The sequence below is a fragment of the Gordonia phosphorivorans genome (genome assembly GCF_042432625.1).
Classification (GTDB): domain Bacteria; phylum Actinomycetota; class Actinomycetes; order Mycobacteriales; family Mycobacteriaceae; genus Gordonia; species Gordonia phosphorivorans.
Genome location: NZ_JBHLWV010000016.1, coordinates 160,428 through 185,752 on the forward strand (window position 1 = coordinate 160,428; position 25,325 = coordinate 185,752).

Here is a 25,325-nt window from a genome sequence, read left to right on the forward strand (position 1 = left end):
TTTTCTCCTGTTCACACGAAGGCCGAGACGCCGGTCTCGGCGCGCCCGATGAGTAGTTTCTGAATCTGACTGGTGCCCTCGTAGAGGGTCATCACCCGCGCATCGCGCAGGTACTTCTGGACGGGATACTCGTCGACGTAGCCGTAACCGCCGAGCGCCTGCACCGCGAGATTGGCCGCCTTGACCGCGGCCTCGGAGGCGAACAGCTTGGCCTTGGAGGCGGCCACCGCCAGCTCGGGGTCGTCCCGCTCGATCATCTCCGCGGCCCGCCACGTGAGCAGCCGGGCGCAGTCGACGTCGACCGACATCTCGGCGATCATGTCCTGGATCAGCTGGAAGCTCGCGATCGGCCGGCCGAACTGGGTGCGCTCGGTGGTGTACTCGACGGCCGCGTCCAGGCAGCCGGCGATGATGCCGGTGCAGCCTGCGCCCACCGACACCCGCCCCTTGTCCAGCGAACCCATGGCGATGGCGAAGCCCTGCCCCTCCTCGCCGACCATCGCGTCGGCGGGCACCCGCACCCCGTCCAACCGGATCTCGGCGGTCGCCTGACCTCGCAGCCCGAGCTTGCCGTGGATCTCGGTGGTCTCGAAACCCGGCAGATCGGTGGGCACGAGGAATGCCGAGACGCCCTTGGGTCCGGGACCGCCGGTGCGAGCGAACACCACGCACACGTCGGCCCACGTGCCGTTGGTGATGAAGATCTTGGTGCCGCTGAGCACCCAGTCGGTGCCCTCGCGGACCGCACGGGTGCGCAGCGACCCCGGATCGGAGCCGCTGTCCGGCTCGGTGAGACCGAAACAGCCGAGCAGGCTGCCGTCGGCGATGCCCGGCAGCCAGCGCTGCTTCTGCTCCTCGGTGCCGTGCGCCAGCACGATCTTGCCGAACAGGCCCATCGACACCGAGACGATGCCGCGCACCGCCGAGTCGGCGCGGCCCAGCTCCTCCATGCCGAGGCAGTAGGTGATGTAGTCGCCGCCGAGCCCGCCGTACTCCTCGGGGATGGTCAGGCCGAAGAAGCCGAGCTCGCCCAGCTTCGGGATGAGCGCCGTGTCGACGGCCTCCCGGCGGTCCCATTCTGCGCGGAACGGCACCACCTCCTTGTTCAGGAAGTCGCGGGCGGTGCTCTGGAACGCGCGCTGTTCCTCGGTGAGGGTGAAATCCATCAGAGTGCCTTTCCGAGGCGTTGGCCCGCCTGGTCGTAGAGGTAGAAGCCACGGCCGCTCTTGCGGCCGAGGTGCCCGTCGGCCACCAGCGCGGCGACGGTGTCCGACGGCTGGTCGGCGGGGTCGCCGGTCTCGGCGAAGCGGGCCTTCTTGGTCAGGTAGCCGATGTCGATACCGGTCAGGTCCATCAACTCGAAGGGCCCCATCGGGTAGCCCAGGGCGGTGCGGGCGGCGGTGTCGATGGCCTCGATGTCGGCGTAGCCGCCCTCGTACAGGGCCAGCGCCTCGTCGCGCACCGCACCCAGGAGCCGGTTGGCCACGAAGCCGGGGATCTCCCGCTCCAGCACCACCGGCACCTTGCCGAGACCGGTCACGAACTCGACGGCCTCGGCGGCCACGTCGTCGGCGGTGTCCGGTCCACGGACCACCTCCACACACGTCATCACCAGCGCCGGATTGAAGAAGTGCAGATTCACGAAGCGGTCGGCGCGTCCGGTGGCCGAGGCCATCGACGACGGCACGAAGCTCGACGAGTTGCTGGCGAAGACGGTGTCCGGTCCGCACCGGGCGTCCAACTCGGCGAACAGCGCACGCTTGGCGTCCAGCTTCTCGACGATGGCCTCGATCACCAGGTCGGCGTCGGCCGGCGGCACGGCGGCGGTCGCCCACCGATTCCAGGCCGCGTCCACCTCCTGCGCACTGCGGCGACCCTTGGCCACCATGGCATCGGTGCGTTGCCGAAGCTGTGCCGTCGCGCGCTCCAGTGCCGCGGGGTCCGCATCGGTGAGCGTCACGCGGTGCCCGGCCAGGGCGCAGACCATCGCGATCTGCGAGCCCATCGCTCCGGCCCCGATCACGACGACGTGATCGATCCGCCCGGTCATCGGCCCGTCCATTCCGGGCTGCGCTTGCCGAGGAAGGCGGCGGCGCCCTCGGCCTTGTCGGCGGTGGTGTAGAGCAGCGCCTGCGCCAGCCGCTCCACCACCTGTCCGGTCCGCTGGTCGGCATCCATGCCGGTGCGGATGACGAGCTTGGCCAGGCGCACCGCGACCGGCCCCTTGTCCAGGATCTTCGCCGCCGTCGCGCGGGCGGCCTCCACCACGGCGCCGTCGGGCGCCACCTCGGTGACCAGTCCGGCGGCCAGCGCCTCGTCGGCGCTGAACAGTCGGCCGGTGAGGATCGCCTCGATCGCCCGGCCCACACCGATCAGCCGTGCCAGCCGCTGGGTGCCGCCGGCACCGGGCAGCACCGACAGCGTGGTCTCCGGCAGCCCGAACCGCGCCGAGGCCGCGGCGATCCGGATGTCGCAAGCCATCGCGAGTTCGCACCCGCCGCCGAGCGCGTAACCGTTGACCGCGGCGATCGTCGGCTTCTCGTAGCTCTCGATCGCGTCGTAGAGCCGCTGCATGCTCGACGTCAGGCCGGTGTGCAGGTCGTAGTTCGCCAGCTGGCCGATGTCGGCGCCGGCCGCGAACGCCCGATCGCCGGCACCGGTGAAGATCAGCGCGCCGACGGTGTCGTCCTCGCGCAGCGCGCCCAGCGCCGCGGCCACGTCGGTCTGCACCTGAGCGTTGATCGCGTTACGCACCTGCGGCCGGTTCAGGGTGAGCACGGCCAGGCCGTCGCTCACCTCGACGGTGAGGGTCTGATATTCGGTCATGCCCGCTCACCCCCGGTCAGTTCGGCGCGGAGATGGAACTTCTGAATCTTGCCGCTCGGGGTGGTGGGCAGCGCCTGCAGCACCTCGAGCCGCTCGGGCCAGTACTGCTTGGCCAGTCCCTTGCTCGCCAGGTATTCGCGCATCTCGTCGAAGGTGAAGCCGTCGGCGTCGGCCTTGAGCACCACGCAGGCGCAAGCCCGTTCCTGTAGTCGCGGATCCGGCAGGCCGATCACCGCCACCGACTCGATCTTCGGGTGCTCGTAGAAGACGTTCTCCACGAAGGCCACCGGGATGTTCTCCCCGCCGCGGATGATGATGTCCTTGGTGCGTCCGGCGATCTTCAGGTACCCGTCGGCATCGATCACACCGAGATCGCCGGTGTCGAACCAGTCGCCGTCGAAATAGGCGCGGGCCTCGTCCAACCGGTGGAGGTAGCCGAGGAACAGCGACGGTCCGCGGACCTGCAGTCGTCCCTGCTGCCCGGCCGGCACCACGGCGCCGTCGGCGTCGACCGTGCGGATCTCCATGCCCGGCCACGGGAAGCCGTCGGTGCCGACGATCTTGTCGATCGGCGATCCGGGGACGCCGAGGGTCACCAGTGCGTTCTCGGTCTGCCCCCAGCCGCCGAGGACCACCATCTCCGGCACGGCGTCGCGCGCCTGGTCCACGATGGCCCGCGGGATCGGCGCCCCCATGCAGCAGAACAGCTTCAGGCTGCTGACGTCGGCGGAAGCCAGGTTCTCCGCGGCGATGAAGTCGTGCAGGAACGGCGTGGCCCCCGACGTGTAACTGATGCGGTGCTGGCTGACCAGGCGCACGAACTCCTCGCGGTTCCACACGTCCTGCAGCACGCAGGTGGCGCCGTTCTGCACGTTGAGCCGGGCTCCGTAGAGGAAGCCCGTCAGGTGCGCGAGGGTGGAGGCGATGTGGAAGACGGTGTCGGCGGTGATGCCCAGCCGGGCCAGCAGCGGCAGGTTGGCCGCGATCAGCGTGTTGTGGCTGTGCATCACACCCTTGGGTTCCCCGGTGGTGCCGGAGGTGAAGATCAGCAGCGCGACGTCGTCGCCGGACGGCCGCAGCGCGTCGAGCTCGGACCGATCGCGGCGGGTCTCCCACGGCGTCGCCATGAACTCGTCGTAGCTTCCGCCGACCACGAGGGTGTGCTCCAGCGAAGGCAGCGCCCCCTCCAAGCCCGCGTACATGGCCGGGTAGTCGAAGTCGCGGAACGACTCCGGAATCACCAGGACCTTGGTCTCGGCGAGCCGGATCATGAGGGCCGCCTCCCGCTCCCGGAAGATCGGGACCAGCGGGTTGCTGATCGCGCCGATCCGGGTGGCCGCGTAGTGCACGACGATCCACTCGATCCAGTTCGGCAACTGGAACGACACCACGTCGCCCGGCCGGACGCCGAGCTCGAGCAGTCCGAGCGCGCAGCGGTCCACCTCGGCGCGCAACTGGCCGTAGGTGATCTGGCGTCGATGGTCGATGAAGGCCACCGTGTCGGGTGTCGCGGCGGCGAACTCGTCGAGGTAGTCGGTGATCGTGCGGTCGATCCAATACCCGCCGTCGCGATACTTCGCCGACAGCTCGGGGGTCAGGAGAGTCTCCATGGTGGGGCTGCTCCGGTCAGTTCATGGTGAGGCCGCCGCTGACGCTGACGGTCTGGCCGGTGATGAAGGCGGAATCGTCGGAGGCCAGGAAGGCGACCGCGTTGGCAAGGTCCTCGGGCTGGCCGAGGCGGCGCATCGGAATGGCCTTCTTGAGTGCTTCGCGCAGCTTCTCCCCGCCCATCGAGGCGAACAGCGCGGTGTCGGTGGGGCCGGGGCAGACGCAGTTGACGTTCACCGAGTTGCGCGCGGTCTCGCGGGCCAGCGACTTGGTGAAGGCGATGACGCCGCCCTTGGCTGCGGCGTAGACGGCCTCCCCGGACGAGCCGACGCGGCCCGCGTCGGAACCGAGATTGACCACCTTGCCCGAGCCCCGTTCGATCATCAGGGGCACGATCTTCTTGCAGGTGTTGAGCACGCCGTAGAGGTTGATGCTCACGATGCGGTCCCAGGTCTGCGGCTCGGAGTCGACGAAGGGCTCGCCCTTGTCCCAGCCGGCGTTGTTCACCAGGACGTCGATGCGGCCGAACCGCTCGATCACCTGGTCGACGGCGGCATTGACGCTGTCGCGGTCGGTGACGTCGACCTGCAGGCCGATCGAGCCGTTGCCGAGTTCGGCGGCGGTGGCGGCGGCGGTCTCGGCGTTGAGGTCGGTGACGATCACCGTGGCGCCGTCGTCGGCCAGGCGGCGCGCGATGCCGGCACCGATGCCCTGGCCGGCGCCGGTGACGAAGGCGATCCGGTCGTCGAGTCGTGTGGTCATGGAAGTGCTCCTTGAAATCGGAGAGAAGTGGAAGTCGGAGAGAAGTGGAAGTCGGAGAGAAGTGGAAGTCGGAGAGAAGTGGAAATCGGAGAGAAGGGGAGTCGGGTCAGGGCGCGTAGCTGCGGCCCAGCAGGTTCCGGGAGATGACGAGCTTGGAGACCTGCGCGGTGCCGTCGCCGATCTCCAGACCGATGACGTCACGCATCCGCTGCCCGACCTTGTGCTCGGTGGAGTACCCGACGTGGCCGAGGGTCAGCAGACACTGGTGGATCACGTCGACCGAGAGCTTGGGGGCCCAGAACTTGGCCATCGCCGCCTGCGCCGAATGGTCGAGGTCGTTGTCCTTGCGCCACAGCGCCTCGTAGCAGACGTGCCGGGCGCCGGCGACGTACGTCGCGGACTCGGCGAGCGGGAACGAGACACCCTGGAACTTGCCGATCGGCTGGCCGAAGGCCTCCCGATCGCGGGCCCACTGCATGGCCTCGTCGAGGGACTGCTGAGCGGCGCCCAGGCAGAGCAGGCCGATGATGGCGCGCGAGTAGTCGAAGCCCTCCATCACCGACACGAAACCGCCGCCCGGCTCGCCGATCATCGCGTCGCGATCCACCGCGACGTCGTCGAAGAAGATCGAGGCGCGGCCGATGGCGCGGGACCCGAGATCGTCGAACGCGGTCCGGGAGATGCCCGGGCTGGACATGTCCACCCAGAACGCCGAGACGCCACGGGCGCCCGGTCCGCCGGTGCGGGCCAGCACGGCGGCACGGTCGGCGGCCATGCCCAGCGTGATCGAGGTCTTCTCACCGTTGAGCACCCAGCCGTCGGCCGTCTCGGTGGCCCGCAGCGCGAGGGCGGCGGCGTCGGTGCCGTGCCCCGGCTCGGTGATCATGATGGCCGGCACCGTCTCGCCCGAGGCGATGCCGGGCAGCCACGCATGCTTCTGCGCGTCGGTGGCGTTGCGCACGATGATGTCGCTGATCAGCGCCGTGTTGATGATCAGGTAGCCGGCGTTGAAGTCGGCGCGGCCGACCTCTTCGGCCGCGATGCCCGCGATCACGGCGGTGGCGTCCTGGCCGCCGTATTCCTCCGGGATGCGCAGGCCCGTCAGACCCATCTCGGCCATGTCGGTCACCTGCCGGCGGCGCAGTTCGGCCGCTTTGTCGTCGGCTTGGTAGTGCGGGGCGAGCACCTTGTCCGCCCAGCGGGCCATCTCGGTGCGGAAGACCTCCTGGTCTTCGTCGAAGCCGTAGTCCATTGCGTATGCCTTCCGATTCGCGGTGGGTGAGTCGACCGGTCAGTGCCAGGCCACGTGCGGACCGAAGTCCGGGGTGCGCTTCTCGGCGAAGGCGGTCGCGCCCTCCATGCCCTCGACGGAGACGCCGAACATGTCCAGCGCGGTCATCGCCATGTTCGACAACCCGAGCTGGTGATCGGTGTCGGCGTTGAACGACTGCTTGAGGAACTTGATGGCCGTCGGGCTGAGCGCGGCGACCTCGTCGACCCAGGACTTGGCCTCGGTCAGCAGGTCGGCGGCCGGCACCACCGCGTTCACCAGCCCCATGTCCAGGGCCTGATCGGCCGTGTACTGGCGGCAGAAGAACCAGATCTCGCGCGCCTTCTTCTCCCCGACCACGCGGGCGAGGTAGGCCGAGCCGAAGCCAGCGTCGAACGAGCCGACGCGGGGACCGGCCTGACCGAAGCGTGCGGTGTCGGCGGCGATCGAGACGTCGGCCAGCACCTGCAGCACGTGTCCGCCGCCGATCGCGATGCCGTTGACGGCGGCGATGACCGGCTTCGGGATGTCGCGCATCAGCTTGTGCAGGTCGCCAATGCGGAAGCGGCCGAGCGCGCTGGGACCGTAGTCGCCGGTCTCGGCGCGCTGCTTCACGTCGCCGCCCGTGCAGAACGCCTTCTCACCGGCACCGGTCAGGATCACCGCGCGCACCGCCTGGTCGGTCCAGGCCTGCTGGAAGGCGTCGATCAACTCATCGACGGTCTGTGCACGGAAGGCGTTGTAGCGCTGCGGGCGGTTGATCGTGATGATCCCCGCGGGACCGTCGACCTGGTAGGTGATGTCTTCGAACTGAGCCATGGGATTCGCCTTTCCAACGAATGAATCTGTGTTCACTTGTGATGAATCTATATTCATTTCCGGCCCTGCGTCAAGGGTCACAGTCCCGATCGGCGCTAAAGTGAATGCGAGTTCAGCCCAGGAAGGTGTCATGACCAGCAGCCCCACCACCCCCAGCGCGACCGAGGCCGCCCGCGCCGCCGGCGCCGCCGTGCGCTCGCGCCAGATCCTCGACGCGGCCGCCCGCCTGATGGAGAAGCGCGGCTCCGAGTCGGTCTCGATGCAGGCACTCGCCCAGGAGGCCGGGGTGAGCGTCGGCCTGATCTACCGCTACTTCGGCGGCAAGGACGAGGTGCTGCTCGCGGTGATCGTCGACGTCCTGGATGCCTTCGCCGCCGATATTCCGGAAGCCATGGAGGCCGCGGGCGACGATCCCGTGCGCCGGCTGGCCGCGGCCTTCGACGCCTACTGCCGCGTGATCGACCGCCACCGCCACGCGGTCGTGCTGACTTACCGAGAGAGCAACGCACTGTCCCCGGAGGGTCGCGAGAAGATCAAGCTCCTGGAGGTGGCCACCAGCGAGCCGCTCCGCGAGGCCATCCGCGAGGGCGTCGCCGCGGGCCTGCTGGCCACCGACGACCTCGACCTGGTGGCCTACAACCTGCTGCTCCTGGCGCACTCGTGGGCCCTCAAGCACTGGTACTTCGAGCGCACCATGACCCTGGAGCGATACATCACGGCCCAGCGCACCCTGGTGCTCAGCGCCGTGATCCCCGCGGACCACCGGGCCGCGTACGCCGACCTGCTCGGCGCCTGAGCTACCAACCAAGCACTTGCTAGGTTAGAGTCGGGGGCATGAGTGAAGCCGTCATTCCGCCGCCCCTGGGCCGCGACGATCTGACCGCCGATTCCAGTCCGGTCGCCTACGAGGTCGGCGGCCCCGACAGCGCGGTCGCCTACGTGACCCTGAACCGGCCCGAGTACCGCAACGCGCAGAACTCGGTGATGACCTATTCGCTGGATGCGGCCTTCGGCAAGGCCGTCGACGATCCGGCCGTGAAGGTGATCGTGTTGCGCGCCAACGGAAAACACTTCTCCGCGGGCCACGACATCGGCACCCCCGAGCGCGACTTCGACACCTTCTACCCCAACACCGCGACCCTGCACTGGGATCACACCCGCGGCGACGGCGCCCCGCTCGACAGCAACCAGCGTCTGGCGCGGGAGATCGAGGTCTACATGGGGATGTGCCGCCGCTGGCGAGACATCCCGAAGCCGGTCATCGCCCAGGTCCACGGCGCCTGCATCGCCGGCGGCCTCATGCTCGCCTGGGCGGCCGACTTCATCGTCGCCTCCGACGACGCCTTCTTCTCCGATCCGGTGGCCCGCATGGGCATCCCGGGCGTCGAGTACTTCGCCCACGCCTTCGTCCTCGGCACCCGCCGGGCCAAGGAGATCCTGTTCACCGGCCAGCGGTTCACCGCCGCGCAGGCCCTGGACTGGGGCATGGTCAACCACGTGGTTCCACGCGCGGAACTCGAGACCAAGGTCGACGATCTGTGCGCACAGATGGCGGAGATGCCCATGCAGGGCCTCTTCCTCAGCAAGAAGGCCGTGAACATCTGCGAAGACCAGATGGGCATGCGCAACGCGATGGATTCGGTGTTCGGTTGGCACCACTTTGCGCACGCGGCCAACGACGCCGATTCCGGCGACTCGCTCGGCGGCATGGACGCGCGCAGCATGCGCGACGCCGCCCAGAAGAAGGGTGACGCCTGATGGATCTGCAGTTCGACGACGCCGCCAAGGCCTTCCGCGCCGAGGTGCGCGCGTGGCTCCAAGCGCATGTGCCGGCCGAGCCGCTGCCCTCCATGGACACCGCGGAAGGCTTTGAGGCGCACCGCAAGTGGGAAGCGGAGATGGCCGCCGACCGCATGTCCGTGGTGAGCTGGCCGGAGGAGTTCGGCGGGCGCGACGCGCCGCTGCTGCACTGGATCATCTTCGAGGAGGAGTACTACCGCTCGGGCGCTCCCGGGCGCGTGAGCCAGAACGGCATCTTCCTGCTGGCGCCGACCCTGTTCGAGCACGCGAACCCCGATCAGCTCGCCCGGATCATGCCGCGCATGGCCACCGCCGAGGACATCTGGGGCCAGGCGTGGAGCGAGCCGGAGGCCGGCAGCGACCTGGCCTCCCTGCGATCCACCGCCACCCGGACCGAGGGCGGCTGGCTGCTGAACGGCCAGAAGACCTGGAGTTCGCGGTCGAGCTTCGCCGACTGGGGCTTCGGTCTGTTCCGCACCGACCCGGATCAGGCGCGCCACAAGGGCATCACCTACTTCATGTTCGATCTCCGCGCACCGGGCGTGACCGTCCGCCCGATCGCTCAGCTCGACGGCGAGGCCGGTTTCGCCGAGCTCTTCCTCGAAGACGTCTTCGTGCCCGACGATCCCGCCGACCCCGGCACCTCCGGCGTGATCGGCGAGGTGAACAACGGCTGGAAGGTGGCGATGAGCACCGCCGCCAACGAGCGCGGGCTCTCCCTGCGCTCCCCCGGCCGCTTCCTGGCCGCCACCGATCGTCTGCTGCGCCTGTGGCGCGAGCGCGGCGACCAGGCTCCAGCCACCGCGAACGTCGACGCCGGAGTGGCCGACGCCTGGATCGGCGCCCGCGCCTACGAGCTGTCCACCTATCAGACGGTCAGTCGTCTGGCCGCGGGCGGACAGCTCGGTCTGGAGTCGTCGATCAACAAGGTCTTCTGGTCGCAGTGGGACATCGCCGCCCACGAGACCGCCCTGGACCTGCTGGGTGTCGACGCCGAACTCGACTCGGCCTGGCTCGACGGCTACCTCTTCTCGTTGTCCGGCCCGATCTACGCCGGCACCAACGAGATTCAACGCAACGTGATCGCCGAGCGACTTCTCGGCCTGCCCCGTGGGGACCGATAACCGTGGACTTCCTTCTCGATTCAATGCACACCGACCTCGCGTCGACCGTCGAGGCGGTCACCGGCCGGGCCGGCGGTATCGCCGTGGCCCGCGCGTGGTCCGAGGGTGACCGCGAGCCCGGTCTGACCGTGTACCGCCAGCTCGCCGAGAGCGGCATCACCGGCCTGCTGGTCGACGATGCGCTCGGCGGCAGCGGCGCGGGCGCCGTGGAGATGGTGGTGGCGCTGGAGCAGTTGGGCCGCGTCGCCCTGCCCGGCCCCGCCGCCGAGACCCTCGCCGTGGCCCCGGCCCTGCTGGGTGCGGCGGGCGCGACCGACGAACTCGAAGCACTCCTCTCCGGCGACCGACTGGCCTCGGTCGCCTGCGCCCCGGTGGCTCCGCGGGCCGCCGATCCCGAGTCGGCGGACCTGTACCTGGTCACCGCGGACGGACTGTTCCGCGGCGAGGCCGAGGCCGCGCAGGCCACCGTCGACCCGACCCGAACCGTGTCCGCGGTGACCGCGGGCCAGCGGCTGGCCGAGTCCATCGACCCGCGCGCCGCGATCGACCTGGGCGCGCTGGCCACGGCCGCGCTCTCGCTCGGTCTGGCCGCCGGCATGCTCGACATCGCCGCCGAGTACGCCAAGTCCCGCAACCAGTTCGGCCGCGCGATCGGCTCGTTCCAGGCCGTCAAGCACCACCTGGCCGACGTGGCCATCGCGGTGGAGATGGCCCGACCGCTGGTGTGGGGTGCCGCCGTGGGCCTGGACGGATTCGGCGACGACACCGCCGACGTCTCCCGCGACGTCTCCGCGGCCAAGGTCGCCACCGGCGAGGCCGCCGACGTCGCCGCCCGCCGCGCACTGCAGGTGCTCGGCGCCATCGGCTACACCGCCGAGCACGACTTCTCGCTGTACCTGACCAAGGCGCGTGCCCTCCGTTCGGCGTGGGGCACCCCGGCCTGGCATCGGCAGCGCGTCCTGGACTCCCTGCGCACCGAGCAGGTCCGCTGATGGACGAGCTGAACGCCCTCATCGACGCCGTCCGCGACGTCTGCCGCCGCGGCGGCGGCAGTGCCGCGGTCCGCACCGCGATCACCGCGCCCGGACGCTACGACGCCGAGCTGTGGCAGACGCTGGCCACCCAGATCGGTGTGGCCGCGCTCGCCATCGGCGAGGAGTACGACGGCGCCGACGCGACCGTGCGCGAGAGCGCGGCGGTCCTGACCGTCCTCGGCGAGACCCTGGCACCGGTGCCGATGTTCTCCTCCGCCGTGCTGGCCACCGGTGCGGTGCTGATCTCCGGCGACGAGGCCGCGAGCGCGCGCCTGCTGCCCGGACTGGCCGCCGGCGAGATCACCGCCGCGGTGTGCTGGGCCGGTGCCGCGGGCTGGGACACCCCCGGGGTGCACGCCGAGGCCGGACTGCTCAGTGGCACAGCCGAATACGTGATCGACGGCGAGACCGCCGACACCTTCCTGGTGCTGGCCGGCCCGGGTTCGGTGACCCTGCACGAGGTCTCCGCCTCCGCGCCGGGAGTCACCGTGACCCCGCTCCCGGTCCTGGACCCGACGCGCCCGCTCGCCCGCGTGCAATTCGACCAGACGCCGTCGGAGATCCTGCCGGCGCCGGACGACCTCGTCGACCGGTTCCGCACCCTGGCCTGGGCCATGCTGTCGGCCGAGCAGGTAGGCGGTGCCGCGCGCGCCCTGGAACTGACCGTGGAGCACACCACCTCGCGCAAGCAGTTCGGCCGCGCGCTGGCCGGCTTCCAGGCGCTCAAGCACACCATGGCCGACATGTACATGCGGGTGGAGACCATGCGGTCGGTCTCCGCGGCGGCGGTCGAGGCCGTCGCCACCGGCGCCGACGATGCGGCCGAGCTGGCCGCCGCGGCCCACGTGTACTGCTCGGAGGGCTACATCGCCGTCACCGGTGACGCCATCCAGTTGCACGGCGGCATCGGTATCACCTCCGAACACGACATCGGCCTGTTCTTCAAGCGTGCGCAGGCCGACGCGCAGTTGTTCGGCGCCCCGCACCGCGCCGCCGGTCTCATCACCCTCTGAGGGCCGAGGACGCCCATCCGTTCAAAGGAGTTTCGGCGGTGTCGGCGCCGATCTGCCGACACCGCTGCGGTGTCCGCGCCAGAATCAGTGCATGACTTCCAAAGCTCCCGCCGCCAAGGACGAACGGATGGGCGCTTTCGATGCGGTCATGTACGACGTCGAGGGCGATCCGCTCCTCCGTTCGGGCATCGTGGCGTTCGTCGTGCTCGACGGCCCGCCCGATCGCGCCCAGGTCGCCGCGCGCGTCGAGCGCCTGACCCGTGTCTTCCCCCGGCTGCGCCAGCGCGCGGTGGGCAATCAGTTCTCGCCGGCGCCGCCGCGCTGGGAGACCGATCCGAACTTCGATCCCAGCTACCACGTCCGCTGGCGGCGCCTGCTCGACGACGAAGCCGACATGCAAGCGGCCCTCGACTACGCCGCCCGCGTCAGCGAATCGGACTTCGACCACGCGCGCCCGCTCTGGGAGATCGCCATCCTCACCGGCCTGGTCGACGGTCAGGCCGCGGTGATCTTCAAGATCCACCACTCGGTCGCCGACGGCATGGGCGGCCTCGCGATGAGCGCGGCGCTGTTCGACCTGTCCGCGCAGCCGGACGATCTGGGCCCCATGCCCGACGCGCCGGCCGATGCCGCACCCGCAGATCTGCTCGAGCGCGTCATCCACGCCACCCGCTTCGAGTTCGGCGCCGTCGAGGAGGTGGTCGTCGGCAGCACCAGGCTCGCACTGCGCGCCATGCGCGCGGTGGCCACCCGGCCGGTGTCCACCGCGCTGTCGGCAGGCCGCACCGCCGTCTCCGCAGCCGCCATGCTGGCTCCGCAGGGGCCGCCGCGGTCGGAGTGGATGACCGGGCGTTCGCTCACCAGCCACTTCACCATCGTGCAGGTGCCGTTGGCCGCCCTGAAGGCCGCCGCCCACCGCGCCGACGTGACGCTGAACGTGGTGTTCATGGCCGCCGTCGCCGACGCCGTGGGCGCCTATCACCGGCGGCACGGCCACGACCTGGAGTCCATCCGGGTGAACATGCCGATCGACCAGCGCCGGCCCGGCGATGCGCCCACCGGCAATCATTGGGTGCCGGCCCGATTCCTCGTCCCGACCGACGACAGCACGCCCACCGATCGGCTGTACCGCCTGCAGGGCCTGCTCCATCTCGCCCGCACCGACCCCGCCCTCGGCCTGTCGGAGATGGTCTACAAGGCGCTGGCCCTCCTGCCCGCGCCGCTCACCGAGCGCCTGGCCGGCGGGCTGATGAAGGGTGTCGACGTCGCCGCCACCAACGTCCCCGGATCCCCGGTGCCGGTGTACATGTGCGGCGCCCAGGTCACCACCCTGGTGCCGTTCGCGCCGAAGTCGGGCGCGGCGATCAACGTCGCGCTGCTCACCTACGGCGGATCGGCCTTCATCGGTGTCAACGCCGACCCGGCCGCCGTCGACGACCCCGCCGAACTCACCGCCTGCCTCGCCGAAGCCTTCGCCGACCTGACGGCGGAGGAAGCCTGAGACGCAAGAGGGCTCAGGCCTCGCCGGCGAACATCAGCACCAGCAGGGCCGCGTTGAGGGCGACCACCAGCGCGACCGCCACGGCCGACCCCACGCGGAGGGCGCGGCCGTCGGCGTAGGCGCCCATGCGGCGCCGGTCGCCGGTGAAGCGGCGCAAGGGGATCAGCGCGAACGGGATGCCGAAGCTGAGGACCGCCTGCGAGACGATCAGCGCCCACGTCGGGTCCACCCCCACCGCGAGGATCACCACCGCCGGAATCAGGGTCGCCGAGCGCCGCACCACCATGGGGATCCGCACGTGCAGCAGGCCCTCCATGATCATGCCGCCCGCGTAGGAGCCGACCGACGTGGACGCGATGCCCGAGGCGAGCAGACCGATCGCGAACAGTGCCGCCACCACCGGCCCCAGGGCGGCACCGACCGCCGCGTGCGCGCCTTCGATGGTGTCGGTGCCCTCCACGCCCATCAGGCTGGTCGCGGCCAGCACCAGCAGCGCGATGTTGACGGTGCCGGCGATGATGAGCGCCACCACGACGTCGATCCGGGTGCTGCGCAGCAGCGTCGCGATACGGTTCGGATCGTCACTGCGTCCGTGCCGATCGATCACCAGGCCCGAGTGCAGGCAAATGGCGTGCGGCATGACCGTCGCGCCCAGCATGGAGGCGGCCAGCAGCACGGTCTCCCCGCCGTCGAGCCGCGGGATCATGCCGTTGAGCAGGCCGCCCACCTCCGGCGGATTCACCGCCAGACCGCTGAGGAAGCCCACCACGATGACGGCCAGCAGTCCGATCACCACGGTCTCGAAATGCCGTTGCCGCTGCCGATTGGCAAGCGTCAGGATCAGCATGGACACCACGCCGACGATGAGGCCGCCGATCCACAGCGGCAGGCCGAACAGGAGCTTGAGCGCGATCGCTCCGCCCACCACTTCGGCGAGGTCGGTGGCGGCGGCCACCACCTCGGCCTGGCCCCAGTAGGCCAGGCGCGAGCGCCGACCCGGCAGCGCGGTCGCCACCGTCTGCGGCAGCGTCCGGCCGGTCACCACGCCGAGCTTGGCCGACTGGTACTGGATCATCACCGCGATCACATTGGCCATCACCAGCACCCACACCAGCAGGTAGCCGTACTTGGCCCCGGCGGTGAGGTTGGCCGCGACGTTGCCCGGATCGACGTAGGCGATCGCGGCGACGAACGCCGGACCGAGCAGCATCAGCCGCGGCGGACGTGACTTCTTCGACGTCTCCAACACGAGGCAAGGCTAGCCCGACACCAGAGTTTCGGTCAACCGAACTTTTGCTCGTCGCCCACCAAATCTAAGCGAAAGCGGCGCGGACCTGCTCGGCGGTGAGGCCGTAGTCGTCGAGGTGATAGCGGTGCTGGGGCCGTCGGTCACCGGACTTGGACTCCTCGTCCAGCGCCGCCATCGCCGCCCGCGCCTGCGCACTCGGCGCGGTGCCCGCCGCCGCGTAAATGCGATCGACGACGCCCTGCGGGTCCGCGCGCAGATCGTCGAACTGCACGTCGACGAACTGGGCCGGATCGTACGCAGCGCGTGCGGCCCGGAACTCGCGGAGCCCGCGCGACCACAGATCCAACTGCGCCTGCCCGATGGCCGCACCGGTGAACACCGTCGAATAGCCCTGCGTCGCATGCTCGGCGAGGCTGCACATGGACGCGATGATGGTCTCCGGCTCCCGGTGGGTCTGCACCACCAGCGCGTCCGGGTACACCGCCATCAGAGCGTCGAGGGCGAACAGGTGACTCGGGTTCTTGAGCACCCAGCGCTTGTCCGGATCGTTGAGGCCGATCAGCTGCAGGTTGGCCTTGTGCCGCCAGTAGGCCGGCGTCCAGTCCTGGCCGGCCAACCAGGCCGAGTAGGTCGGCAGCGCGGCCAGCGATTCGTAGGAGATCGACTGCACCGACTGGCGCAGCAGCTGCCAGCACTCCTCCACGTCCCCGGCGCTCATGTAGTGCAACCCCATGAACTCCGGGTTCTCCACCCGATGCTGGGAGAGCCCGGCGTCGATCTGCCGGTAGACCGGGTTGTCCGCCCACTGCTCCCGCGGCGGACGCGGCTGCGGGAACTCGGTGAGCCACATCTGCAGGCCCTGGTGCGCGGGGTCGGCGGCCAGCAACCGGTGCAACGCGGTGGTGCCGGTGCGCGGCAGGCCGGTCACGAAGATGGGCCGCTCGATCGGCACCTGCGCGTAACCCGGGTTGGCCTTCCAGCCGGCCTCGCTCAGCAACCGCGCGATCAGCGCACCCTTGAGGAAGTAGCGGAACATCTTGCTGCCGCGTTCGGTGAGCCCCGCGTCGCGGGAGTACGACTCCAGCAGCACGGTGAGGCCTTCGAGGTATCCGTCGTCGCCGAAGTCGTCCAGGCCCACGGTGCGCACCGCAGAGGCGTGCAGATCCTCGACGGTGCCGACCAGGGTGCGCGGCTCAGGCATGGTATTCCCCGCAGTTCACATCGAGGGTCTGGCCGGTCACCGACCGCGCCAGGTCCGAGGCCAGGAAGACGATCACGTCGGCGATCTCGTCGGGTTCGGGCAGCCGCTTGAGGTCGCTGCGCGCGGCGGTCTGCTCGTAGACCTGATCGACGGTGATGCCGTACTTCTCGGCGACCTCGCCGAAGTACCACTTGAGCTGGTCGTCCCAGATGTAGCCGGGCGCCACGCTGTTGATCCGGATGCCCTGCCCGCCCAACTCGGTCGACAGTGTCTGGGACATGGCCAGCAGCGCCGACTTGGCGATCTTGTAGCTGCCGTACCGCGGCTCGCTGTGCCGGATCACCATCGAACTCAGGTTGACGATCGCCCCCTCGGCCCCAGCGAGCGCGGGCGTGAAGGCCTTGATCACCCGGAGCGTGCCGAGGACCGTCAGATCGAGGCTGTCGGAGATCTGGTCGAAGTCGGTGCGACCCAAGGCTTTCATCGACGGCACCGAGAAGGCGTTGTTCACGAGGGCGTCGACGCGACCGAACTCGTCGAGCACGATCTGCGCCAGCGCGGTGACCGCCGCGTCGTCGGTGATGTCGGTGGGGGCCACCAGCGCTCGCCCGCCCAGGGCGGTCACCTCGGCGGCGACGGACTCCAGGCGCTCGCGGGTGCGTGCGGCCAGGACCACCGTCGCACCCGCGGCGGCGGCCCGCAGACAGATCGAACGACCGAGGCCGGGACCGACGCCCGACACCACCACTACTTTGTCGGCCAGCAGGCCCGTACGGTCGATCGGCGTCTGGGTCGTCATCCGAGCATTCTCTCCGCAAAGCCGCGGCGGCGAGCGGTGATTCGCTGCGCCCAGCCGTCGGCGTCGATCCGGTTCCGGTCGTAGTACGGCAGCAGGTCCGGCACCTGCGCCAGGTCCACCACTTCGCAGGTGGGGCCGAGGTCCGCGCCGATCGGCGCGTCGCTGCGCTGCCACCGGAACTGCAGAATGCCCCGACGGCGCCCGGTGGTCTCCACCCAGTTGGTCACCCGCGGGTTGTCGTGGGCGATCACCATGCGGATCATTCCGTCCGGATCATGCTGCGCCTGAACGGAATTCAGGCTGGTCTGGTGGTGCACGTAGTCGAGCGAGATGTACCAGAGGCTGCCGAGCTGGAACCCCTGATACGGGGAGTCCGAGACCGGCACCGTGATGACCATCGCCTCTTCGGGTGCCAGGTCGTAGTGACCCACCGACGAGAACTGGGTGCTCAGTCCGCCCGGCGTGGGTCGCGGTACGGTCAGGGTGTTGACCGGCTCGTCCAGATAGAACCACTTGGGGAAGTTGAACCAGGTGTGGATCCGGGAGGTCAGCAGCTTGGCCGCGGTCGCGTACTGGCGCGCCGCGCGTGCGCTGTCGAGCGGCCGTGCCGGCTCGCCCCGGGTGTCGAGCCGTTCGACGCTCACCGTGCCCTTGCGCTCGGCGTTCCAGTCGCCGTAGACCTCGCGGATGGCGAGCATCGAGGCACCGTCGCCCAGCACGAAGTAGTTCGGCGGCGCATCGGCGATCGGCGGACCGAAGGTGAGCTCGTAGGAGCCGTCGGCGGCGATGCTCAGCCGCCGGTCGTCGAAGGCGTCGTCGCCGCCGGGTACTTCACTCGGCGTGTAGTCGCCGCGCAGCACCTGAAAGCTCAGGTCGACGGTGCTGCCGCGCATGCCGCGGATCCGATAGGTGCCCTCGGGCACCACATCCGCGTGGTAGTAGAGCGTGTCCGGATTGTCCAGGCCCATCTTGGTGTACGGGCCCGTGGAGGTGTGCAGTACCGGGTGCACCTTGTCGTGCGTGCGGGCCTGCTGCAGCACGGCCGCGATGCTGCCGGCCAGATAGTCGTAGCCTTCGGCCAGATCGGCGTCGGAGTCGATGAACTCCGCCGAGGCGATCTGACGCTCCGCTGCGGCGATGGCATCGCGCAGCGGAGCAGTCACATCGTCTACAGCCATTCGTCGCCGCCGGACCACGTGATCAGGTCGTCGAGCTGATTCGCGGCCGGAGTGACCCGCGGGTGTTCGGTGGACAGGTAACCGCCGCGGTAGAACAGCAGCGGCTTGTCCTGCAGGACCTCACCGAGGGTCTGCGCCCGTCCGACGACGATGTAGTGATCGCCGCCGTCGAGCACGTTCTCCACGGTGCACTCCACCCAGGTGAGGCTGTGCCGGATCACCGGCAGCCCCAGGGGCGACGGGTCCCACTGCACCCCGGCGAACTTGTTGTCGCCGGGAGCGCCGAACTTGGCGCTCACCTCCTGCTGCCGGTTGGCCAGCACGTTCACGCAGAACGATCCGCGGGCCTCCATGACGGGCCAGGTCCGCGAGGTCTTCTGCGGGCAGAAGATCACCAGCGGCGGATCCAGCGAGAGCGCGGTGAACGACTGGCAGGCGAAGCCCACCGGCTGTTCGTTGTCGCCCATCGAGGTGATGATGGTGACGCCCGTGCAGAACTGCCCCATCGCGGTGCGGAACTGCCTGCTGTCGAACTCCTGCGTGCCGTACGGCGAAAGCGGCGCCATGGCGACTCAGCCCTTGAATCCGACGCTGAAGTCGTGACCCCACAGGCTCACGGCCGTCGACTCGCGGGCGACCCAGTCGCCGTCGTCCACCTGCCGCCCCTCGCAACCGAACTCCACGTCGAACCCGCCGGGGGTCTTCATGTAGAAGCTCAGCATGAGGTCGTTGACGTGGCGACCCAGCGTGGCCGACATCGGTACCTTGCGCCGCAGCGCACGGTCGTGGCAGAGGCCGACGTCGTCGGTCTCGGCCACCTCGACCATGAGGTGCACGATGCCGGTGCCGTTGGAGAACGGCGAGAAGGCCAGCGAGTGGTGCCGCGGGTTGCACCCGAAGAACCGCAGCCAGGCCGGCTCGTCGCCTTCCGAGCGGCCGACCACCTGCGGCGGCAGCCGCATGGAGTCGCGCAGCCGGAAGCCCAGCACATCCCGATAGAAGGTGAGCGCGGCAGCGTCATCGTTGCTGCTGAGCACCACGTGCCCCAGACCCTGCTCGCCGGTGACGAACGTGTGTCCGTACGGGCTGACCACTCGGCGGTGCTGCAGCGCGACACCGTGGAAGGCCTCCAGCACGTTGCCGTCCGGATCGGCGAAGATGATCAGACCGTCGACGGCCCGGTCTGCCTTCTCCTCCGGCGTGCCCTCGCGGTACTCGACGCCCGCGGCGGTGAGCCGGTCGCGAACCTCTTGCAGGCCGGCGGCGTTCGCGCACTCCCAGCCGGAGGAGGCCAGGTGGTCGCGGTCGGAGGGGACGATCACCAGGCGCGCCGGGAAATCGTCCATCCGCAGGTACAGGGCGCCGGGGACGTTCCCCTTGCCCTCCACCATGCCGAGGACCTTCAAACCGTACTCACGCCACGCATCCATGTCGGTGGCGTCGATCCGCATGTATCCGAGCGAACGGATGGGACCCTGATCGTTGTGACTCATCGGTCTCCTTAGACCATCGTGTCGCCGATGGGCAGGCCGAACTCACCGTTGCCGAAGGCCACGTAGGCCCGCTCGGGATCGTTGGCGGCATGCACGCGGCCGGCATGGGCGTCGCGCCAGAAGCGCTGGATCGGGGTGCCGTTCTCCAGCGCGTGGGCGCCCGAGTTCTCGAAGAGACGGTCGATCGCCGAGATGGCGCGGCCGGTGGCCCGGACCTGGTCGCGGCGCGCGGCCAGACGCACGTCCATCGGGACCTCTTCGCCGGCGACGATCAGGTCGTACTCGGCCTGCAGGTTGCCCGAGAGCTGACGCCAGGCGGCGTCGATGTCGCTGGCGGCCTCGGCGATGCGCACCTTGGCGAACGGGTCGTCCTTGGACTGCTCGCCGGCGTAGGCCGCGCGCACGCGCTTGCCCTGGTGCTCGACGTGCGCCTCGTACGCGCCGTAGGCCATACCGACGATCGGGGTCGAGATGGTGCTCGGGTGGATGGTGCCCCACGGCATCTTGTAGACCGGCGCGGTGTTGCGCTCCAGGCCCGGCGCCTCGCCCATGCTCATGGTGCGGAAGCTGAGCATGCGGTGACGCGGGACGAAGACGTCCTTGACGTCGATGGTGTTGGAACCGGTGCCGCGCAGTCCGACGACGTTCCAGACGTCGCGGATCACGTAGTCCTCGCGCGGGATCAGGAAGCTGACGAAGTCGACCGGCTTGCCGTCCTTGAACACCGGACCGCCCACGACCACCCAGTCGGCGATGTCGCAGCCCGAGGACCAGGCCCACGAACCGTTGACCTTGTAGCCGCCTTCGACGACCTCGCCGGCGCCCATCGGGGCGTACGACGAGGAGATACGGGTGTTGGGGTCCTTACCCCAGACGTCTTCCTGCGCCTGCTGATCGAACAGCGCCAGGTGCCAGTTGTGGATGCCGATGATGCCGGCCACCCACCCGGTGGAACCGCAGGCCGTCGCCAGACGACGCACGGCCTCGTAGAAGGTCACCGGGTCCACCTGGTACCCGCCCCACTGCTCGGGCTGCATCAGCTTGAAGAACCCGGCTTCGGCCAGCATGTCGGCCACCTCGTCGGGGACGCGACGGGCGTCTTCCGTCGCCTGAGCACGCTGTGCAAGCTCCGGCAGCAGTGCGTTGATGTTCTCCAGTACCTGCTGTCCGGCTTCGCTTCGCTGGGCTGCCATGGCATCTCCAATCTCGTTGCTACTTAAGTCTTCGACTTCAATATTAGAACACGTTCTCATTCTGTTTTTGAAACGTGTTCTACTATTGACGTCAGCAAGAGCTGTTAAAGGAAGGCGACCTGCGATGACGACGAACGATACCGCAGTACGAGAAATTGACACCGGCACACCGCCCACCCGCTTTGCCCGCGGTTGGCACTGCATCGGCCTGGTGGACGAGTACACCGACGGCAAGCCCCACTCCCTGGAGATCTTCGGCACCAAGCTGGTGGTCTGGGCGGACACCAAGGGCGAGGTGAAGGCACTCGACGCCTTCTGCCGCCACATGGGCGCCGACCTCGGCCAGGGCAAGGTCCGCGGCGACAACATCGCCTGCCCGTTCCACGGGTGGCAGTGGAACGGCAAGGGCCGCTGCGCCGGCGTGCCGTACGCCAAGCGCAACCCGAAGCTGGCCAAGACCCGCACCTGGCCCACGATGCAGCGCAACGGCCAGGTCTTCATCTACAACGATCCGGAGGGCAACCCGCCGCCGGAGCAGGTGATCATCCCCGAGCTCGAGGAGTTCGGCACCGATCAGTGGACCGAGTGGACCTGGAACAAGCTGGTCATCGAGGGCTCCAATTGCCGCGAGATCATCGACAACGTGGTCGACATGGCGCACTTCTTCTACGTGCACTACGCCCTGCCGGACTACTTCAAGAACGTCTTCGAGGGCGAGACCGCGGCGCAGTACATGAACAGCCACGGCCGCCCCGACATCGCGATCTCGTCGGCCTACGGTGACACCCGGCTGGAATCGATCGCCGCGTACTACGGCCCCTCGTACATGCTGAACCCGATGGTGCAGTACTACGGCGGCTACGCGGTGGAGACCATCCTCACCAACTGCCACTACCCGATCGACGAGAACTCCTTCGTCCTCATGTTCGGCGTCATGGCCAAGATCCCCGAGGGCCTCACCCCCGAGCAGGCCGACAAGATGGCCAAGAAGATCTCCGGCGGCATCGAGGTGGGCTTCCTGCAGGACGTCGAGATCTGGAAGCACAAGACCCGCATCGACAACCCGCTGCTGGTGGAAGAGGACGGCCCGGTCTACCAGCTCCGTCGCTGGTACGAGCAGTTCTACGTCGACGTCGACGACATCACCGACGAGATGACCGACCGCTTCGAGTACGAGATCGACACCGCCAAGGCGCTGGAGAACTGGAACGTCGAGGTGCAGGAGAATCTGCGACTGCAGGCCGAGCAGAAGGCGGCCGAGGAAGCAGCGGCCGCACAGCAGCCCGAGAACACGTCGGTCTGATGTCGACGGTCAGCGGAACAGGCTGGGCGAAAGCTCCGGACTACACCACAGATCCGGAGCGCCTAGCCGCCATCGCGGCAGCCACCGCGCGGGACAAGCAGCATTACCTGCGCGGCGGCATGTCCCCGATTGAGTGCCGAACCTGCCACGCGAACGTGTTGGTCAAGAAGACCAGCCCCCATCACACCAGCGTGCAGTGGAATCCGGACGCGCTCGAGAGCTGCCACGAGATCTCCACGATCCGCGCCGAAGGCGGCAATGCGGCGCTGCTGCCCACCTGCCCGCGCCTGTCGGCGTCGATCGATCACGGGGTCTCCGAGGGTCTGGTGCCCCGCGAGTCCCCGATGACCGACCCGGACGGCTACTGGTGACCGCCGGCACTCTGCGATGACCACGACGACGCGCCCCTTCCGGGCGCGTCGTCGCCGTTTCGCCTCCACCGCGCGGAGGGTCGAACGGTTCCGTTCGACGCCGCGACGGAGCAGAATCGAGGGATGACCGAATACTCCGCCCCGCTGGGCGCCCCCGTCTGGTTCGACCTCGTCAGCTCCGACCCCGCCCGCGCGGCCGAGTTCTACGGCGCGCTCTTCGGTTGGGAGGCCGAGGCCCCCAATCCCGACTTCGCCGGCTACCAGAACTTCACCCTCGGCGGCCGCCGCGTGGCCGGCATGCACCCGCACATGGCCGAGGCGGGCGGGCCGTCGGACGTCTGGTCGATCTACCTGCGCACCGACGATGCGCTCGCCACACAGGCCGCGCTGGTCGAGCACGGCGGCATCGAGGTGTTCCCGCCGATGCCCGTCGGCGACCTGGGCACCATGGCCTACGCCGTCGACCCCGCCGGCGCCATGTTCGGCTACTGGCAGTCGGCCGCCCACACCGGTTTCCACGAGTGGGGCGTCCACGGCGCCCCGTACTGGTTCGAGTGCCTGACCCTGGGCCAGCCCGCGGCGACCGCGTTCTACGAGCTGGTCTTCGGCATGCGCCCGGAGGTGGTGCCCGGCGCGCCCGGCAACTACACCCAACTCTTCAGCGGCGACACCGCGTACGCGGCCCTGATGGATGCCACCGGCATGCTGCCCGCCGAAACCCCCTCGCACTGGCGCGTCTACATCACCGTCGACGATGTCGCCGCGGCCGTCGCCCGCGCCGTCGAACTCGGCGGCACCTGCGTGGCAGAGCCGGAGACCACCCCCTGGGGCACGCTCGCCACCATCACCGATCCGTTCGGCGCGCTCCTCTGCCTGGGCCACGCACCGGAAGGAATGTGACGGCCGGAGCGTGACCGGAGGGATCGCCACCGGGGAGACGGCCGCCGGGTCGGGCCTCGGGGCCCCACCCGGCTACCACTGAAACTCGTTCTCGTTTATCCTCATCACTGAAACGTGTTCTAGTTCTTCAGTGGCGGCGACTCCGCCGCTCCCAGGAGGGAAACCGATGGCGCAAGCAGCTATTCCCAGCGAGACCGTCGACGTCGTAGTGGTCGGTGCCGGTGGCGCCGGTCTGGCGGCCGCACTCACCGCGGCCACCAAGGGCCTACAGACCGTCCTCATCGAGAAGTCGCCCTACTGGGGCGGCTCCACGTCACGCTCGGGTGGCGGCGTGTGGATCCCGAACAACTCGGTGCTGCGCCGCGACGGCGTGACCGACACCGTCGAGGACGCGCGCACCTACGTGCACTCGATCATCGGCGCGCACGCACCGGCGGAGAACATCGACACCTACATCGACCGCGGCCCCGAGGCGCTGGACTACCTGATGTCCAAGTCCCCGCTGGAGCTGGAGTGGGTCAAGGGCTACTCGGATTACTACCCGGAGGCTCCCGGCGGTCGCGTGGGCGGCCGGTCGGTGGAGCCCAAGCCGTTCGACGCTCGCCGCCTCGGCGACGACCTGGCCACCCTGCACCCGCAGTACACCAAGGCGCCGCTGAACATGGTGGTCCTGCAGAGTGACTACAAGTGGATGAACGTCGGCATGCGGCACTGGCGCGGCATCGCCAAGATGGCCAAGGTCGCCGGCCGGTTCACCTGGGCCAAGTCGCGCAACAAGAAGATGATCGCCATGGGCGCGGCCCTGGCCGCCGAGCTGCTGCTCGGCTGCCGCCAGGCCGGCGTCGACCTGCGTCTGAGCACGCCGATGACCGAGCTGCTGCTCGAGGACGGCAAGGTGGTGGGCGTCAAGGCCACCCGCGACGGTGAGCCCATCGAGATCCGCGCCCGATACGGCGTCATCCTGGGCAGCGGCGGCTTCGAGCACAACGCCGAGATGCGCGCCGAGTACCAGCGCGCCCCGATCGGCACCGAGTGGACCACCGGCGCGCCGTCGAACACCGGCGACGGCATCCTCGCGGGCCAGAAGGCCGGCGCCGACGTCGCCTTGATGGACGACGCCTGGTGGGGACCGACCATCCCGCTGCCCAAGGGCCCGTGGTTCGCGCTGTCCGAGCGCAACGTCCCCGGCACCTTCATGGTCAACGAGCGCGGTGAGCGCTTCATGAACGAGTCGCTCCCCTACGTCGAGGCCGCACACCAGATGTACGGCGGCGAGTTCGGCCAGGGCGAGGGACCCGGCGCCAACATCCCGGCGTGGATGATCATGGATCAGCGCTGCCGCAACCGTTACCTGTTCGCCGGCATTCCGGCCCGCCAGCCGCTGCCCAAGAGCTGGCTCAAGTCCGGCGTGGTGGTCAAGGCGAACACCATCGCAGAACTGGCCGAGAAGACGGGTCTGCCCGTAGAGGCGCTGACGGCCACCACCGAGCGATTCAACGGCTTCGCCCGCACCGGTGTCGACACCGACTTCCAGCGCGGCAAGAGTGGCTACGACAACTACTACGGCGACCCCACCAACAAGCCGAACCCGAACCTGGGTGTGGTCGACAAGGCGCCGTTCTACGCCATCAAGATGGTCCCCGGTGACCTTGGCACCAAGGGCGGCATCACCACCGACGCCACCGGCCGCGCGCTGCGCGCCGACGGCAGCGTGATCGAGGGCCTGTACGCCTCGGGCAACACCAGCGCCCCGGTGATGGGTCACACCTACGCCGGCCCCGGCGCCACCATCGGCCCCGCCATGGTCTTCGGTTACCTCGCCGCCCTCGACGCCGCCGCCAAGGCCAAGTCGACCACCGATCAGCCCGCAGGAGTCTGACC

At 69.2% G+C, this 25,325-nt stretch carries 24 protein-coding genes; 10 read left to right on the forward strand and 14 right to left on the reverse strand.

The features are described 5' to 3' along the window. Nucleotides 1–11: 11 nt before the first annotated feature. From ACFFJD_RS06865 to ACFFJD_RS06895, 7 genes are all read right to left on the reverse strand, one after another. The gene (locus ACFFJD_RS06865) at nucleotides 12–1,166 is read right to left on the reverse strand and encodes an acyl-CoA dehydrogenase family protein (RefSeq protein ID WP_382362469.1); all 1,155 of its coding nucleotides are present in this window, start codon (nucleotides 1,164–1,166) and stop codon (nucleotides 12–14) included. Further along, nucleotides 1,166–2,050, reverse strand: coding sequence for a 3-hydroxyacyl-CoA dehydrogenase family protein (locus tag ACFFJD_RS06870; RefSeq protein ID WP_382362471.1), 885 nt, complete (start codon nucleotides 2,048–2,050; stop codon nucleotides 1,166–1,168). Before ACFFJD_RS06870 ends, ACFFJD_RS06865 begins: the two co-directional genes overlap by 1 nt. Continuing rightward, entirely contained in the window at nucleotides 2,047–2,826 is a 780-nt protein-coding gene (locus ACFFJD_RS06875; RefSeq protein WP_382362473.1) for an enoyl-CoA hydratase/isomerase family protein, read from the reverse strand. The genes ACFFJD_RS06870 and ACFFJD_RS06875 overlap by 4 nt, the downstream gene beginning before the upstream one ends. After that, the gene (locus ACFFJD_RS06880; RefSeq protein ID WP_382362475.1) at nucleotides 2,823–4,436 is read right to left on the reverse strand and encodes an AMP-binding protein; all 1,614 of its coding nucleotides are present in this window, start codon (nucleotides 4,434–4,436) and stop codon (nucleotides 2,823–2,825) included. Before ACFFJD_RS06880 ends, ACFFJD_RS06875 begins: the two co-directional genes overlap by 4 nt. A gap of 16 nt (nucleotides 4,437–4,452) precedes the next feature. Further along, nucleotides 4,453–5,196: an SDR family NAD(P)-dependent oxidoreductase gene (locus ACFFJD_RS06885; RefSeq protein WP_382362477.1), complete on the reverse strand. Its 744-nt coding sequence runs from the start codon at nucleotides 5,194–5,196 to the stop codon at nucleotides 4,453–4,455. Between the two features lie 106 nt (nucleotides 5,197–5,302). Next, nucleotides 5,303–6,448, reverse strand: a complete 1,146-nt coding sequence (locus ACFFJD_RS06890) for an acyl-CoA dehydrogenase family protein (RefSeq protein WP_382362479.1) — start codon at nucleotides 6,446–6,448, stop codon at nucleotides 5,303–5,305. A gap of 39 nt (nucleotides 6,449–6,487) precedes the next feature. Continuing rightward, on the reverse strand, nucleotides 6,488–7,285 hold the full coding sequence (locus tag ACFFJD_RS06895) for an enoyl-CoA hydratase-related protein (RefSeq protein ID WP_382362481.1): 798 nt from the start codon (nucleotides 7,283–7,285) through the stop codon (nucleotides 6,488–6,490). 130 nt (nucleotides 7,286–7,415) lie between these two features. On the opposite strand from ACFFJD_RS06895, the gene ACFFJD_RS06900 reads away from it, so the two are divergent. From ACFFJD_RS06900 to ACFFJD_RS06925, 6 genes are all read left to right on the forward strand, one after another. Beyond that, nucleotides 7,416–8,081 carry a TetR/AcrR family transcriptional regulator gene (locus ACFFJD_RS06900; RefSeq protein ID WP_382362483.1) on the forward strand — a complete coding sequence of 222 codons (666 nt, stop codon included), beginning with the start codon at nucleotides 7,416–7,418 and terminating at the stop codon, nucleotides 8,079–8,081. Between the two features lie 38 nt (nucleotides 8,082–8,119). After that, nucleotides 8,120–9,043, forward strand: coding sequence for an enoyl-CoA hydratase (locus ACFFJD_RS06905; RefSeq protein ID WP_382362485.1), 924 nt, complete (start codon nucleotides 8,120–8,122; stop codon nucleotides 9,041–9,043). Then, entirely contained in the window at nucleotides 9,043–10,209 is a 1,167-nt protein-coding gene (locus ACFFJD_RS06910; protein WP_382362487.1) for an acyl-CoA dehydrogenase family protein, read from the forward strand. The genes ACFFJD_RS06905 and ACFFJD_RS06910 overlap by 1 nt, the downstream gene beginning before the upstream one ends. A gap of 2 nt (nucleotides 10,210–10,211) precedes the next feature. Continuing rightward, the gene (locus tag ACFFJD_RS06915) at nucleotides 10,212–11,201 is read left to right on the forward strand and encodes an acyl-CoA dehydrogenase family protein (RefSeq protein ID WP_382362489.1); all 990 of its coding nucleotides are present in this window, start codon (nucleotides 10,212–10,214) and stop codon (nucleotides 11,199–11,201) included. Beyond that, complete coding sequence (locus ACFFJD_RS06920) at nucleotides 11,201–12,256, forward strand: acyl-CoA dehydrogenase family protein (RefSeq protein WP_382362491.1); 1,056 nt, start codon at nucleotides 11,201–11,203, stop codon at nucleotides 12,254–12,256. The genes ACFFJD_RS06915 and ACFFJD_RS06920 overlap by 1 nt, the downstream gene beginning before the upstream one ends. 91 nt (nucleotides 12,257–12,347) lie before the next feature. Then, entirely contained in the window at nucleotides 12,348–13,757 is a 1,410-nt protein-coding gene (locus ACFFJD_RS06925) for a wax ester/triacylglycerol synthase domain-containing protein (RefSeq protein WP_382362493.1), read from the forward strand. 13 nt (nucleotides 13,758–13,770) lie between these two features. On the opposite strand, the gene ACFFJD_RS06930 is transcribed toward ACFFJD_RS06925, so the two are convergent. The 7 genes from ACFFJD_RS06930 to hsaA form a co-directional block, all read right to left on the reverse strand. Next, nucleotides 13,771–15,006: an Nramp family divalent metal transporter gene (locus ACFFJD_RS06930; protein WP_382362495.1), complete on the reverse strand. Its 1,236-nt coding sequence runs from the start codon at nucleotides 15,004–15,006 to the stop codon at nucleotides 13,771–13,773. Between the two features lie 64 nt (nucleotides 15,007–15,070). Next, nucleotides 15,071–16,207 (reverse strand): sulfotransferase family protein, encoded by a 1,137-nt coding sequence (locus ACFFJD_RS06935; RefSeq protein WP_382362497.1) that lies wholly within the window; start codon nucleotides 16,205–16,207, stop codon nucleotides 15,071–15,073. After that, a complete protein-coding gene (locus ACFFJD_RS06940; RefSeq protein WP_382362499.1) occupies nucleotides 16,200–17,006 on the reverse strand; it encodes an SDR family oxidoreductase in 807 nt (268 codons plus the stop codon). Before ACFFJD_RS06940 ends, ACFFJD_RS06935 begins: the two co-directional genes overlap by 8 nt. Beyond that, on the reverse strand, nucleotides 17,003–18,184 hold the full coding sequence (locus tag ACFFJD_RS06945; RefSeq protein WP_382362501.1) for a hypothetical protein: 1,182 nt from the start codon (nucleotides 18,182–18,184) through the stop codon (nucleotides 17,003–17,005). Before ACFFJD_RS06945 ends, ACFFJD_RS06940 begins: the two co-directional genes overlap by 4 nt. After that, the gene (gene hsaB, locus ACFFJD_RS06950) at nucleotides 18,175–18,750 is read right to left on the reverse strand and encodes a 3-hydroxy-9,10-secoandrosta-1,3,5(10)-triene-9,17-dione monooxygenase reductase subunit (protein ID WP_382362503.1); all 576 of its coding nucleotides are present in this window, start codon (nucleotides 18,748–18,750) and stop codon (nucleotides 18,175–18,177) included. The genes ACFFJD_RS06945 and hsaB overlap by 10 nt, the downstream gene beginning before the upstream one ends. A gap of 6 nt (nucleotides 18,751–18,756) precedes the next feature. Continuing rightward, nucleotides 18,757–19,677: an iron-dependent extradiol dioxygenase HsaC gene (hsaC, locus tag ACFFJD_RS06955; protein WP_382362505.1), complete on the reverse strand. Its 921-nt coding sequence runs from the start codon at nucleotides 19,675–19,677 to the stop codon at nucleotides 18,757–18,759. Nucleotides 19,678–19,685: 8 nt separating this feature from the next. Continuing rightward, a complete protein-coding gene (gene hsaA / locus ACFFJD_RS06960) occupies nucleotides 19,686–20,870 on the reverse strand; it encodes a 3-hydroxy-9,10-secoandrosta-1,3,5(10)-triene-9,17-dione monooxygenase oxygenase subunit (RefSeq protein WP_382362507.1) in 1,185 nt (394 codons plus the stop codon). A 124-nt stretch (nucleotides 20,871–20,994) separates the two neighbouring features. Here hsaA and ACFFJD_RS06965 point away from each other — a divergent pair, with 124 nt between their 5' ends. The 4 genes from ACFFJD_RS06965 (at nucleotide 20,995) to kstD (ending at nucleotide 25,323) form a co-directional block, all read left to right on the forward strand. Next, nucleotides 20,995–22,173: a 3-ketosteroid-9-alpha-monooxygenase, oxygenase component gene (locus tag ACFFJD_RS06965; RefSeq protein ID WP_382362509.1), complete on the forward strand. Its 1,179-nt coding sequence runs from the start codon at nucleotides 20,995–20,997 to the stop codon at nucleotides 22,171–22,173. Then, a complete protein-coding gene (locus tag ACFFJD_RS06970; RefSeq protein WP_382362511.1) occupies nucleotides 22,173–22,544 on the forward strand; it encodes a hypothetical protein in 372 nt (123 codons plus the stop codon). The genes ACFFJD_RS06965 and ACFFJD_RS06970 overlap by 1 nt, the downstream gene beginning before the upstream one ends. A 123-nt stretch (nucleotides 22,545–22,667) precedes the next feature. Beyond that, nucleotides 22,668–23,444 (forward strand): VOC family protein, encoded by a 777-nt coding sequence (locus ACFFJD_RS06975; protein ID WP_382362513.1) that lies wholly within the window; start codon nucleotides 22,668–22,670, stop codon nucleotides 23,442–23,444. A 166-nt stretch (nucleotides 23,445–23,610) separates the two neighbouring features. Then, on the forward strand, nucleotides 23,611–25,323 hold the full coding sequence (gene kstD, locus ACFFJD_RS06980; protein ID WP_382362515.1) for a 3-oxosteroid 1-dehydrogenase: 1,713 nt from the start codon (nucleotides 23,611–23,613) through the stop codon (nucleotides 25,321–25,323). Nucleotides 25,324–25,325: the final 2 nt, after the last annotated feature.